We start from the raw sequence: 12841 nt of genomic DNA, 5'->3' as shown, positions 1-12841 counted from the left end.
AAGCCCGTCAGCGTCGGATCGTCATGGCGATCAGGATCAAGATTCCCCCGACCAAAACCAGTCCCATGTTGATCAGGGTCAGATCCATGGCGTTCTGAACCAGTTCCGGGAGTTGTTGCACATCCTCGATTGGCTGGGGCGGATGGAACAGACGGTGGAATCCCGCAGCCATGGAAATGGCACCTGAAATCGTCATCAGCCGTTTGAGGATCATGGGTTTTATGGACTCCCTTGAGACGGAAACAAGGCGAGGAGAGGTGTCATGCCGGTCAAGGAGAGCATGAACGGTGCGCGTGTGCCGGTCAAGATTTTCACCGACGAGGTGGATGATCTGTCCCGCAGACAGCTTGCGAACGTGGCCAATCTGCCGTTCGTGTTTCACCATGTGGCGGCCATGCCCGACGTGCATGCCGGCATGGGGGCCACCATCGGTTCGGTGATTCCCACCATCGGCGCCGTGATGCCGGCGGCGGTCGGGGTGGATATCGGTTGCGGCATGTGCGCCGCCCCACTGAACCTCAACGCCGCGGATCTGGCGGACCACGGGGAGTCCCTGCGAGGGGCCATCGAAAAAGCCATCCCCCATGGCCGCACCGACGACGGCGGACCGAACGATCAAGGCGCCTGGTCATCCCTGCCCGCTCCCATCGCGGCTTGGTGGGAGCGACACGGGGTGCAACGCCTGTTGCCGGACCTGTTGACCCGCCATCCCAAACTTCTCAATGCCCGCACCAATACCGTGCGTCATTTAGGCACTCTGGGCACCGGCAACCACTTCATCGAACTGCGGATCGATGAACAGGATCGGGTGTGGGTGCTGATCCATTCGGGTTCCCGGGGGGTGGGCAATCGCATCGGCACCTATTTCATTCAACGGGCCAAAGAGAGCCTGGGTCGGGAACTGCGGACCCTGCCGGACGGGGATTTGGCTTTTTTCCGCGAAGGCAGCCAGGAGTTCACCGATTACCTGCGCGCCGCCGATTGGGCGCAGGCGTTCGCCAAGGCCAATCGGGCTTTCCTGCTGGAAGCGACCCTCGCAGTCCTTCGCGCCACCCTGTCCCGTCCGGTGGCCTGTCGCGACGCGGTAATCGACTGTCATCACAACTACGTGACCCGGGAACGCCATTTCGGCACCGACACCTGGGTGACCCGCAAAGGGGCGATCCGGGCCCGATCCGGGGATTGGGGGGTGATTCCCGGCTCCATGGGCAGCCTTTCTTACATCGTGCGGGGCAAGGGGAGTCGGGAGGCGTTTCACTCCTGCGCCCACGGGGCGGGTCGCCGCATGGGCCGACAGGAGGCGTTGCGCCGCTTTGGGGTGGAGGATCTGGTCCAACAGACAAAAGGGGTGGCCTGTCCCAAGGATCGCTCGGTTCTGGACGAAATCCCCGCAGCCTACAAGGATATCGAGGTGGTCATGGCCCATCAGCAGGATCTGGCGGAACCGGTACATGCCCTGCGACAGGCGGTATGCATCAAGGGATGAAAGAAACGGGCACGGGGGAAATCCGTCCCCGGGCGGATCTGGCCGGTTTGACGGCATATCGGGTCGGCGGATGCGTGCGGGATGGCCTGTTGGGTCTGCCCATCGGGGAACGGGATTGGGTGGTGCTGGGAGAGTCCCCGGACAGCATGGTGGCGCGGGGATTCCGACCGGTCGGGGCCTCGTTTCCGGTGTTTTTGCATCCAGAAAGCGGTGAAGAGTACGCCCTGGCCCGCAGGGAACGCAAATCTGGTCGGGGATACAAAGGGTTCGCGGTGGATTTTTCCCCGGGGATCCCCCTGGAAGAGGATCTTTACCGCCGAGACCTGACCATCAACGCCATGGCCATGGATCCGGACGGTGGGATCATCGATCCCTGCGGCGGTCGGAACGATCTGGAACAACGTCGTTTGCGGCATGTTTCCGACGCGTTTGCCGAAGATCCGTTGCGGGTGTTGCGGGTGGCCCGTTTTCGCGCCCGTTTCGCCGGCCTGGGATTTCGGGTGGAACCGGCCACCCTGGAACGGATGACCCGGATCACCCAATCCGGGGAGTTGTCGGATCTGGCTGTGGAACGGGTCTGGCAAGAGACCCTCAAGGCGTTGGAGAGCAACGCCCCGGCGGATTACTTTCGGGCCTTGGACGCCTGCGGCGCCCTGGAGGTGCTGTTTCCGGAGTTGACCGCCCTGAAGGGCCAGAGCCATTCCCCTGAATATCATCCCGAAGGGGATGCCTTCGCTCATGTGTTGTGGGTATTGGAGCGGGCTGCCCGGTTGACTCCGGATCCGGTGATCCGTTTTGCCGCCCTGACCCACGATCTGGGCAAGGGATTGACCCCGATGGAGCAACTGCCGCGCCATCACGGTCATGACCAACGGGGTGAGGGGGTGGTGACCGGGTTGTGCGCCCGTCTCAAGGTGTCGAAACCCTTCGGGCGACTGGCGGTGCTGGTGGCGGGACAACACATGCGCTGTCACCGGGTGGAGGAGATGCGCCCCGGCAAGGTGGTGGGACTGCTGGAAATCCTGGACGCTTTGCGCCGTCCGGAACAGCTGGATCCGTTTCTGCTCGCCTGTACCGCCGACGCCCGGGATGGACCCTTGGGAGAGTATCCGGCGGGAGAGGCGTTGCGAACCGCGTTGCGGGCCTGCCTGTCGGTGGATGCCAAGGCCTTGGCGGAAACCGGCTTGCAGGGAGCTGCGTTGGGGCAGGCGTTACGCCAGGAACGTATCCGGCGAGTCAAGCAGATGCGCTCCGGACTGAACACGCTGCCAAAACGACGACCGGATGATCCCCTGAGATGAGCGGCGTTGCTCTCCCGCGGTTGCCTCCGGTCGCCAATTTCGTTATCTTTATGGTTTGGTCAATCGGGTCCACCCCAGGTTCAAGGACATCGTCGTCATGGAGAGCATCGAAGTCGAAAAAATCAAACCAGGGCAAACGGTTACCCTGGAGTTTGGCGGCAAGTCGCCGATTCTCACCCGTCTGGATGCCCCAGGCCATTTCAGCATGGAAGACTGGTATCCCGAGGCGTGCGACATCTATCTTCTGGACGATGTGATCGCCGAAGACGAACCTTTGCACTACAGCCTTGATCCCTCGGTGACCCTTGGGGATCTCGAAGCCGATGAAAAACGTTTCGGAGAACAGCGTCAGATCCACGATTTTCTGGGACGGGTTGTCGGCAGCATCGAAATGGAAGAAGACGAAGAAGACGAGGAAGAGTCGGAAGAGGAAGACGCGTAATCCGGCCTCACAACTCTTTCTGACGCGCAGCAAGGAAACGGATGGCATGATACCCAGGGTCAAGATCTGTGGAATCACCAGGGTCGAAGATGCCCTGGCCGCCGTGGCGGCGGGAGCCGATGCCCTGGGATTTGTCTTTTATCCCCCTTCAAAGCGCCATATCACCCCGGAAGCGACGGCTCGAATCCTGAAACGCCTGCCCCCCTTCATCACCATCACCGGTCTGTTCGTCAACGCGTCCCGGGAAGAGATCCATACCACCGCCGCGGTCTGTCGGCTGGATGTGATCCAGTTGCATGGAGACGAATCCCCGGAAGCGTGTCGCGGTCTGCCCGGTCGGGTGATCAAGGCAGTGCGGGTGGGGGAGGCGGCAGATCTGACGGGACTGGAACGGTTTCCGGTCCAGGGTCTGCTGTTGGATGCCAAGGTGGCGGACCACTATGGCGGGTCAGGATGCGTGTTCGACTGGTCCTTGATCGCTGGATACCGTTCCCCGGTGCCGCTGATTCTGGCGGGAGGACTCAACCCGGAGAATGTCTTTCAAGCGGTTCGTCAGGTAGCTCCCTATGCCGTCGATGTCTCCAGCGGCGTGGAATCGGCACCGGGAATCAAGAATCACGACGCAATGGCGCAATTCATTCGGCAGGTCCATCGGGCCGCCGCGTAAACGCAAGCTTTTCTTTCTCTTGGCCAAGGGGAGGAAACAATGGGGAGCATGGATAACATGACGGCAAATACGCCCATGAACTGGTTCAACCGCATCATCAAGCCCAAGATCAAAGTGGCGGGCAACCGGGCCCAACACCCGCCGGAAGGGCTGTGGATCAAATGCGAACCTTGTGGACAAACCCTGTTTCACAAGGAGCTGGAACGTAATCTCCATGTCTGTCCCCATTGCAAACACCATTTTCGCATTTCGGGATTTTCCCGCATCGACATCACCCTGGATCCCGAAGGCCGCAAGGAGCTGTTCGCCAATTTGCAATCCGCGGATCCCCTGAAATTCAAGGATCTGAAACGTTACCGGGACCGGGTCCGGGATGCCCAGAAGGAGACCGGTCTGCAAGACGCGGTGCGGGTTTTCAAGGGCACCATCAAGGAGGTGCCGGCTGTGGTGACCGCCTTTGATTTTTCCTTTCTGGGGGGATCCATGGGTTCTGTGGCGGGGGCCAAAGTGGCTCAGGGCGCCCTGGCCGCGGTCGAGGAAAAATGCGGCTATGTGGTGTTTTCCGCCTCCGGAGGCGCGCGCATGCAAGAAGGCATTCTGTCCCTGATGCAAATGGCCCGCACCTCCACCGCCCTCACCCGGCTGGATGAGGCGGGATTGCCCTTCATTTCGGTTCTGACCGATCCCACCACCGGTGGCGTGACCGCCTCCTTCGCCATGCTGGGGGATATCATCCTGGCGGAACCCCATGCCCTGATCTGCTTCGCCGGCCCGAGGGTCATCGAACAGACCATGCGCGAAACCCTGCCCGAAGGATTCCAGCGCAGCGAATATCTTCTGGAACATGGCTTTATCGATCGCATCTGCCCCAGGGACGAAATGCGGGATCAGTTGTCCGATCTGCTTGCCCGTCTGACCCGCTCCAAAGGAACCCGGGAAGAGACCGGCAGGAGCAATGGCCCGTATCGTCTGGAACCCGGCCATCGTCCCGAGGAGTCCAAGGCGCTGGCCGGCTCCGAATGAGCGCCAGGGTTCCGGCCCTGGGTGTGCTGCTGGCCAGACGCCATCCGGAGACCATTCGCCTCGGATTGACTCCGGTTCGTCGTCTTTTGTCCCGACTGGGCAACCCCCAGAAGGGATTGAAGGTGGTCCACGTGGCGGGGACCAACGGTAAAGGTTCGGTGATCGCCTTTTTGGAAGCGATCTGTCTGGCCGCCGGGATTCCGGTGGCGGTATTCACCTCTCCCCACTTGGTGCGCTTCAACGAACGGATCCGGGTCAACCGGGTGGAGATCGACGATGACGACCTGGATGCGGTTTTGAGTGAAACCCTGGCCCATGACCCGAACAAGGAGACCACCTTCTTTGAATGGACCACGGCTGCGGCTCTGCTGTATTTCGCACGTCTGGAGCCTTTTGGTCGTCGGTCGGGTCGTCCGCCGGGGATCGTGCTGCTGGAAACCGGACTGGGGGGGCGTCTGGACGCCACCAACGTGGTGACCCCCCTGTTGAGCGTCATCACCGCGTTGGGATTGGATCATACCGACCATCTGGGGCCCTCCCTGGCGGGAATCGCCCGGGAGAAGGCTGGAATCCTTAAAAAAGGAGTGCCCGCCCTGGTCGCGACCGGCGGTCGGGAAACCGAACGGGTGGTGACGGGTGTGGCGGCTCGCTTGGGCACACCTGTGGCGCGGGAAGGTCGGGAGTTCGGATTCGCGCCGCCTTCCGGTCCGAATGCCATCCAAGGGTTGTGGCGGTTTCGCGACCAGGAGGGATCCCTCTTTTTGCCCGCTCCCTCCCTGCCGGGATTGCACCAGTATGCCAACGCCGCCCTGTCCGTGGCCGCTGCCAAAGAACTGGGGCGTCAGGGGTATCCGGTGACCCGGGGAGCGTTGCGGGCGGGGGTGGCCGGAGCGGTCTGGCCCGGTCGCCTGGAGTGTTTTCCGGGCCATCCCCCCGTCTGGCTGGATGGCGCCCACAATCCGGACGCGGTTCAGGCCTTGGTACGGTTTCTGCGTGATACGTCCAGGAATGGAGCCCAGCATCCAACGGTCCTGGTGTTTTCGGTGCTGAACAACAAAGATGGCGCCGCCATGGTGGCACAGTTGGCCACGGTGGCCCACACGGTTTTCACCGTGCCCTGCGGCGGCAACCGGGGACGCAACCCCCAGGAACTGATCCATCTGTGGAACGGGCTGGTTCCCAAGGTGATCCCCTGTGCCGATACCCGCCAAGCTCTGGACGCGGCCCGTCAGGCTGCCACACCACAGGGTCGGGTGGTAGTGACCGGTTCATTGTTTCTGGTGGGAGAGGCCCGTTCTCTGTTATGTTGAACGGATGGTTGTTGACGAACATCCGAAACGTTGCATCATTCTCTCAAAGAGGCCCCGCATGAAGCGAGATCGAGGTCATCTCCCGTTCCAGATCGCAAGCCGCATTCGTCGTCCGCTCCGGATCGGGGCGTTGACCGCCTCGTGTCTGTTGCTGCTGGCTTCCGGATTCGGCGTGCAAGAGCTGTGGGCCGAGGAGAAACACCGGGCCGAAGAGAATCCCATCGATCTGAATGCCGATCACCTGGACATGGACCAGGAAAATCGCACCATCACGGCCCGGGGCAAGGTGCTGATCAACCAGCCGGGAATGGTGGATCTCCAGGCGGACGAAGCCTCCTATTCCCTGGATAAACGCGAAATCCAGGCCACTGGCAACATTCGTCTCATCCGCAACGGTGACCTGTTCACCAGCGAAAAAATTCAACTCGACGTGGAAAAACGCCAAGGCTCCATGGAGCGAGCCGTCGCGGACCTCAAAGGCCCCGGCGGTCGCATCCAGGCGGAAAAGGTACAGTTCCACTCTGAGGACAGCTATACCCTGGAAAAAGCCTCCTACACCAATTGCGACTGCGTTCCCGGCGAAAAACCGGCCTGGGAGTTGACCGCCAACTCCATCGACATGGACCGGGTGAACAACACCCTGACCGCACGGGATGTCAATTTGCGCCTGGGAGACGTGCCGGTGCTGTGGGTGCCCTGGTGGCAACATCCGTTCATGCCCAAACGGCAAAGCGGACTGTTGTATCCGGTCATGCGGGCCGGGGGGGGCAACGGTTTTGAAATGGACCTGCCCTACTACTGGAATATCGCTCCGGAACGGGATGCCACCGTCACCTTGCATCCCACCAGCCGACGGGGCATGCTCACCAAGGTCCAATATCGCTACATGGGTGAAAACTACAAAGGCACCCTGGATACCCAAAACATCTACGATACCGTGGAAGATCGCCACCGGGGTTTGACACTGCTGTCCCATCAGCACGAACTGGGAAGCTGGGAGATCGATGCCCGGTTGGCTGCCAGTCAGACCCGGGATTTTCTCAACGATTTCCAGCAAAAAAAACTGGTGGATTCCCGGGAACGGCGTCTGGAATCCCGCCTGATCACCGATCGTCTGTGGTTGCGTGAGAGCGGTTACAGCAATTTTCAGGGCGGGGCGCTGTGGTATCAAAATCTGGACGCTCCCAACGACCGCTATACGGTTCAACGACTCCCTTTTCTGATCTTCAGCGATGACCGTCCGTTGCACGCCCTGGAACGGGCGGTGGAAGGGGAAAGAGGAAGCAATAATGGCCGCTTCCTGCTGCACAGCGATGCCAAATTCGACAGTTTCTATCAACAGTCCGGGGATGCGGCGGAACGGCTGGACATGGCTCCGGAGATTCAATATTGGCGTTCTTTGCCCATTGGGCATTTCAGCGGCGCCATCGGGGTGCGGGAAACCGCCTACTGGATCCAGGGGGATCCCAACCAGACTGGTACCCAATACGATTCCACCACCAGTCGGGAATCCTCCTCCCTGCGGGCCCGTCTGGACCTGGATCTGGCCCGCACCTATGGCAACGGCGCCTGGAAGCATACCCTGGAACCGGCGGTGCAATACGCCATGGTCTCGTCCACCGATCAAAGCCATTTGCCCAATTTCGACTCCACCTTGCGCAATTTCAGCGTCAGCAACCTGTTCGCGGGCAATCTGTATTCCGGTGACGACCGGGTGAGCTCCGGACAATGGGTGGCTTACGGCCTGACCTCGCGACTGTTCGGTCGTCAGGGGGATGGGGCAGTGCGCAATCTGCTGACCGGAACCATCGGTCAACGTTGGGCGCCGGAAAACGGTCGCGCCTATCAGGGCGGAAACGAATTTTCCGATCTGGTGGCGGGGCTGGAGTGGTATCCAAGCGATCATTGGACCCTGTCCGTGGGAGGACGGTATGATCCTTACGCGGATCTGCTGGAGGCCTCCGAGACCTATTTGGGATATGTGGACGCCCGCACCGCCGTGACGGTCGGCTATCATCGCAACACCACCGATCCCAAAACCGGAGCGATGATCACCGAAGGCACCCGGGAACCCCTGGAGGATATCTCCTTGCAGGCCAAACTGCGGTTGGATGAAAATTGGATTCTGAAACAGCAATCGGATTACTCCCTGGAGACCGATGGCCTGAAAAGCTGGCGTACCGGGGTGACCTACGAACACTCGTGTTGGAGCCTGGAGTTGTCGGGAGGACGGGATCTGTCGTCACAAACCAGCGAGCATGGTGGTGGATTCATTGGATTCTTCTTTACTTTGCGGGGATTGGGCGGATATGGAGTCTCTTCCTGAAGCGGGTGGTTCGGCCTTGACAGGGCGTGGATGGCGTGACCGGATGAGCCTGCCGGTAATCGTCCTCGGGTGTGCGTTGCTGCTGACGCCTTTGAGTGAAGCGCGGGGAGGGGTGTCGGACCGCATCGTGGCCGTGGTGGAAGCGGGCATTGTCTCCGACAAACCGGTCAAGCCCAAGGTAATCACCGCGTCGGATGTGGAAGAGATGGCCCGTCCCATGCTGGCCCGCATCCGCAAGGAAGGGGGCGACGTGGATCCGGAGAAAGTCCGCAAACGGGTGCTGGAAGAGTTGATCCAGCGGGTGTTGCGGGAACAAAAAGCCGAACAGATGGGGGTCGTGGTCGAAGACAAGGATATCGACGCGGTCATGAAACAGGTGGAACAAAACAACAATCTGCCCCCTGGCGCCCTTCCCGGCGCTTTGGCCAAACAGGGAATCGACCTGGAAGGGTATCGCCAAGGCTTGCGGGATCAACTGATGAAAAGCCGGTTGATCAACAAGGTGATCCGTCCCCTGGTTTCCGTCTCCCCGGAGGAGATCCAGGCGGTGCATCGCGCCTCCCAGGGCGCGGAAGGACCACGGGAGGTACGGTTGGGTCAGATCCTGTTGGCCGTGGACAATACCGCTTCCGCCGCCCGGGTCGAGGAAAAAGCCAAACTCGCCCAACAATTGGCCGCCCAGTTGCGGGAAGGGGCCTCCCTGGCCACCCTGGCCGGACAGCATTCCGACGATCCGAGCGGTATCGAAGGCGGGGAGATCGGCTGGTTCAAGCAGGGGGAACTGATGCCGGAAATGGAGGCGGTGGTTTTCGCCTTGAAACCCGGAGAAGTGGCGGATCCGATTCGCACACCCCAGGGTTTTCACATTCTGGTCATGATGGAAAAACGTCAAGCCAAACCCAAAGGCCCGACGGATGCGGAGTTGACCAAAGTCAAGGCTCGGCATATCCTGATCAAGGTGCCGCCCGGATCCGGGGCCGCCGAGGAGAAACGGGGACTGGAGGCCATCCAGAAAATTCGTCAGGAACTGGTGGGCGGCGCGGATTTCGCGGCCATGGCCCGTCAGCACTCCCAGGACGAAACCGCCGCCGAAGGCGGAGACCTGAAATGGTTCGGACACGGCATGATGGTGGCTCCGTTCGAAGAGGCCGCGTTCCAACTGCGACCCAAGGAACTGTCCCAACCGGTGCGCACCCCCTTTGGATGGCATCTGATTGTGGTGGAAGATAAAAAGAGTCTGGCTCCCGACTCCCTGGAGGCCCGGGGCAAGGAACTGGAAGAACGGGTCATGGAAGCCAAATTGCAGGCACGTTACAATCAATGGTTGCGGGATGTGCGCCTTCGGGCCTTTGTGGAGTATCGATGAATCGTTTGCCCTTGGCCGTGACCATGGGGGATCCGGTTGGCGTTGGCCCCGAGATCGTTTTGAAAGCGTTCCGGGAATCGCCGATGCAGACGGGTCAAGCTTTTGGCCTGCTGCATGTCGGGGATCCGGAGGTCTACGTGCGCACGGCCCGTCATTTGGGATGGGAGATTCCCTTTCGGGTGTTTGACGCCCCCACCCCTGAAATGGGCACCTCGCCGGACCATTTCGACATTCTGGCCACCCGGGCCAAGGCCAATCACGAGGTATTCGCCTTCGGCCAACCCCATGCGGATCACGCCGCCGCCACGGTGGAAAGCATCGAGACCGCCTGCCGGATGGCGCTGGAGGGGCGGGTGGTGGCCATGGTGACACCGCCGATTCACAAAGGCTCCATTCATGCGGCGGGGTTTGATTTTCCGGGCCATACCGAACTGTTGGCCCGTCTGCTGGGGGTGGATTGTCCGGTGATGATGTTGGCGGGTAACGGATTGCGGGTGGTGCTGGCCACCATTCATCAATCCCTGGCCTCGGTGCCGGCTTCGTTGACCCGTGACGGTTTGCGTCGGGTGATCCGGATCACCCTGGAATCCCTGCGCACCGATTTTGCCATGCCACAACCCCGGGTGGTGGTGACCGGATTGAATCCCCACGCTGGAGAAGAAGGGGCCTTTGGCGACGAAGAGTTGACCTTGATCGGACCGGTCTGTCGGGAACTGGCGCTGGAGTATCCTTTGTTGCGGGGACCACTGCCCGCCGACACCCTGTTTCATCCCCGCGCCCGCGCCGGGTATGACGCCGTGGTCTGCATGTATCACGACCAGGCTTTGATTCCGCTGAAAATGCTGGCTTTCGGTAATGCAATTAACGTTACTCTGAATCTGCCTATTGTGCGCACCAGCGTGGATCACGGAACCGCACATGACATCGCCGGACAAGGGACCGCCGATCCTGGATCGTATCTGGCCGCCTTGTCGGCTGCCGGAGAAATGGCCATAAACCGGAAAAAAGGTAGAGGATAGAATCAAAATCATGTCCAAGACCCATGACAAGGATCATGATGCCTCCAAAGAGCCGCGTTTCGCGGTGGTGCTGTCGGATACGGACAACGATCTGCGGGCGGTTCAGTATGCGTTGCAGATTGTCGGGGTGTGCGACAAGGATGGCGAATGGCGCAAGGGAGTCCGGGGCATCCGGGTGATTCATACCGGCGACTGGCTCAACAAATGGGATCCGGCTCTGGAGATGATTGATTACTTCATTCATCTTGAACGCACCGCGCCCAAGGGATGCGGCCTGACCATTCTCAACGGCAACCATGAACTGGATATTCTCCATCGGGTGGAACAGGGCATCTACACCCATCTGGGGGAAAAGCGGGTCAAGTTCATCCGCGGACGGGATCTGTTGCATGTGTTTGGCAAGACCCTCTTTTTGCACGGTTATCCCACCTTGCACCTGCTGCGCTTCTTGTTGCAGATCCGCGAAGAGAAAAAAGAGCTGAACGGTTTCAACGACCGGGTGCGCAAGGCTTTTTACGAAGGGGATCACGCCCTGTTCCGCAAGGAGGAGGGCAAGGTGTTGATGGGCAACATCAAGCGGGCCAAAATGTATTATCAAGAGCGCAGCCACGACGGTGAAAAACGCGGGGTAAAGCTCGGCAAGTTACTGAAAGAACTCGATATCCATACTGTGGTACACGGTCATCGTCCCAATATTCTGGTGCAAAAGGACGAAACCATCGAGATGGAAACCCCCGGCATCCGGATCGTCAACAACGACAACCAGCCGAAAAAAAGCCTGCTGGGCGCCGCCCTGGTGGACCGCAAGGGTGAAGTCTATTTTGTGAACACCCGTGAAATGTACTGGCAGGGCGGGGAGGCAAAATTCAAGAAGATGATCCGCGAAATCCTCAAGATCCAGCCCTAGAACCATCATGCCGGATGATCCGGGTGGACAGAAAAAAAGCTGGATGCGGGACGAGGGCGCAGGGGACTCGTCCCGCATCCGGGCTTAAAAATAGATCGCCGTAATGATCCGATGCAGTTTTTGCAGTTCCTGTTGCAGCTCATCCATGAACAATCCCGGACCGGTCTCGATCAAGGTCGCCACATCCTGTGTGTCCGCCCGGCGCTCCATGCGCTTGAGCAACTGAATGCTCAAGGCGTTGTGATCCAGCGTATTCAGGCACCGCTCCACTTCGTGCAGACAGAAATTGAACGCCCTGGGAAAACGCCGGTCCCGCAATAAAAACGAGACCACATCCACCGCGTTGACCCGAGGATTGACATGCCGCCGGTACATGGGTTCCCCGGAAACCGACCGGAGCAGATTGAGCCACAACAGATCCATGCCGCCCATGGTGGGATGTCCGGTGGCCACATCCACATCAAGGATGCGGGTACACATGTCCGCCCGTTCCATGTGCTGGCCCATGCTGAAAAAATCAAAGGCCGGACCTCTGGAAAGCGTTCCCACCAGAATGCCTACCAGGGTCTGACAGCGCCCGATCACCTCACACAAAAAGGCGTGACGATAGGCCGCCTCCAGTCCTTTTTCCCCCTGATCCTTGAGAAACAGGGAAAGGTCGTTCAGCCCCTCCCACAACTCGCCGGGAAAGCTGTCGCGCATGGTGCGCAAATTTTCCCGCGCATAGGCCACCGAGGAGAACAACGACGAAACATTGTCCGGCTCGCTCAACAGGAAACGGGTCACCGCCTCTTCCCCGGCCCTTTGTTCGGTCTGGGCAAAGCCTGCGTCGCACCCGGTGATGATCACCAGCCGACGCCATCCCTGTTCCGGTCCCACCCCGGGTTGATCGAGCAGCAACGTGCCCGTGACACTCACCAAACGGGCGATATTCTCGGCCCGCTCCAGATAACGTCCCATCCAATAGATATTTTCCGCCACGCGGGAAAGCATG

The 12841-nt window shown here is 60.1% G+C and carries 12 protein-coding genes; 10 read left to right on the top strand and 2 right to left on the bottom strand.

Annotation, left to right across the window (positions count from 1 at the left end; genetic code table 11):
• Positions 1-7: 7 nt before the first annotated feature.
• The gene (locus HQL98_10325) at positions 8-214 is read right to left on the bottom strand and encodes a hypothetical protein (protein MBF0272447.1); all 207 of its coding nucleotides are present in this window, start codon (positions 212-214) and stop codon (positions 8-10) included.
• 66 nt (positions 215-280) lie between these two features.
• On the opposite strand from HQL98_10325, the gene HQL98_10320 reads away from it, so the two are divergent.
• From HQL98_10320 to HQL98_10275, 10 genes are all read left to right on the top strand, one after another.
• A complete protein-coding gene (locus HQL98_10320) occupies positions 281-1486 on the top strand; it encodes an RtcB family protein (protein ID MBF0272446.1) in 1206 nt (401 codons plus the stop codon).
• 47 nt (positions 1487-1533) lie between these two features.
• Positions 1534-2787, top strand: a complete 1254-nt coding sequence (locus HQL98_10315; protein MBF0272445.1) for a multifunctional CCA addition/repair protein — start codon at positions 1534-1536, stop codon at positions 2785-2787.
• Between the two features lie 97 nt (positions 2788-2884).
• Positions 2885-3229, top strand: a complete 345-nt coding sequence (locus tag HQL98_10310; GenBank protein MBF0272444.1) for a hypothetical protein — start codon at positions 2885-2887, stop codon at positions 3227-3229.
• A gap of 49 nt (positions 3230-3278) precedes the next feature.
• On the top strand, positions 3279-3896 hold the full coding sequence (locus tag HQL98_10305; GenBank protein ID MBF0272443.1) for a phosphoribosylanthranilate isomerase: 618 nt from the start codon (positions 3279-3281) through the stop codon (positions 3894-3896).
• A 75-nt stretch (positions 3897-3971) separates the two neighbouring features.
• Positions 3972-4919 carry an acetyl-CoA carboxylase carboxyltransferase subunit beta gene (locus HQL98_10300; GenBank protein MBF0272442.1) on the top strand — a complete coding sequence of 316 codons (948 nt, stop codon included), beginning with the start codon at positions 3972-3974 and terminating at the stop codon, positions 4917-4919.
• Positions 4916-6229 carry a bifunctional folylpolyglutamate synthase/dihydrofolate synthase gene (locus tag HQL98_10295; GenBank protein ID MBF0272441.1) on the top strand — a complete coding sequence of 438 codons (1314 nt, stop codon included), beginning with the start codon at positions 4916-4918 and terminating at the stop codon, positions 6227-6229. Before HQL98_10300 ends, HQL98_10295 begins: the two co-directional genes overlap by 4 nt.
• A 58-nt stretch (positions 6230-6287) precedes the next feature.
• Positions 6288-8555: an LPS-assembly protein LptD gene (locus HQL98_10290; GenBank protein ID MBF0272440.1), complete on the top strand. Its 2268-nt coding sequence runs from the start codon at positions 6288-6290 to the stop codon at positions 8553-8555.
• The gene (locus tag HQL98_10285) at positions 8539-9921 is read left to right on the top strand and encodes a peptidylprolyl isomerase (protein MBF0272439.1); all 1383 of its coding nucleotides are present in this window, start codon (positions 8539-8541) and stop codon (positions 9919-9921) included. The genes HQL98_10290 and HQL98_10285 overlap by 17 nt, the downstream gene beginning before the upstream one ends.
• Positions 9918-10940: a 4-hydroxythreonine-4-phosphate dehydrogenase PdxA gene (gene pdxA, locus HQL98_10280; protein ID MBF0272438.1), complete on the top strand. Its 1023-nt coding sequence runs from the start codon at positions 9918-9920 to the stop codon at positions 10938-10940. Before HQL98_10285 ends, pdxA begins: the two co-directional genes overlap by 4 nt.
• Positions 10941-10950: 10 nt before the next feature.
• Positions 10951-11847 (top strand): metallophosphoesterase, encoded by an 897-nt coding sequence (locus HQL98_10275; GenBank protein MBF0272437.1) that lies wholly within the window; start codon positions 10951-10953, stop codon positions 11845-11847.
• An 84-nt stretch (positions 11848-11931) separates the two neighbouring features.
• Here HQL98_10275 and HQL98_10270 read toward each other — a convergent pair whose 3' ends face one another.
• On the bottom strand, positions 11932-12840 hold the full coding sequence (locus HQL98_10270) for an alpha-E domain-containing protein (protein MBF0272436.1): 909 nt from the start codon (positions 12838-12840) through the stop codon (positions 11932-11934).
• Between the last annotated feature and the right edge of the window lies 1 nt (position 12841).

This window comes from Magnetococcales bacterium, from assembly GCA_015231755.1.
In the GTDB taxonomy this organism is placed as follows: domain Bacteria; phylum Pseudomonadota; class Magnetococcia; order Magnetococcales; family Magnetaquicoccaceae; genus Magnetaquiglobus.
The sequence above is the reverse complement of the archived record's forward strand: the minus strand, read 5'-3'. Positions and strand labels throughout refer to the sequence as shown.

Bases quoted from the DNA above. Each gene is read 5' to 3' on its own strand.
- HQL98_10310 (MBF0272444.1), top strand. From the start codon at position 2,885: ATGGAGAGCATCGAAGTCGAAAAAATCAAACCAGGGCAAACGGTTACC.
- HQL98_10270 (MBF0272436.1), bottom strand. From the start codon at position 12,840: ATGCTTTCCCGCGTGGCGGAAAATATCTATTGGATGGGACGTTATCTG.
- HQL98_10290 (MBF0272440.1), top strand. From the start codon at position 6,288: ATGAAGCGAGATCGAGGTCATCTCCCGTTCCAGATCGCAAGCCGCATT.
- pdxA (MBF0272438.1), top strand. From the start codon at position 9,918: ATGAATCGTTTGCCCTTGGCCGTGACCATGGGGGATCCGGTTGGCGTT.
- HQL98_10275 (MBF0272437.1), top strand. From the start codon at position 10,951: ATGTCCAAGACCCATGACAAGGATCATGATGCCTCCAAAGAGCCGCGT.
- HQL98_10320 (MBF0272446.1), top strand. From the start codon at position 281: ATGAACGGTGCGCGTGTGCCGGTCAAGATTTTCACCGACGAGGTGGAT.
- HQL98_10295 (MBF0272441.1), top strand. From the start codon at position 4,916: ATGAGCGCCAGGGTTCCGGCCCTGGGTGTGCTGCTGGCCAGACGCCAT.
- HQL98_10325 (MBF0272447.1), bottom strand. From the start codon at position 214: ATGATCCTCAAACGGCTGATGACGATTTCAGGTGCCATTTCCATGGCT.
- HQL98_10300 (MBF0272442.1), top strand. From the start codon at position 3,972: ATGAACTGGTTCAACCGCATCATCAAGCCCAAGATCAAAGTGGCGGGC.
- HQL98_10285 (MBF0272439.1), top strand. From the start codon at position 8,539: ATGGAGTCTCTTCCTGAAGCGGGTGGTTCGGCCTTGACAGGGCGTGGA.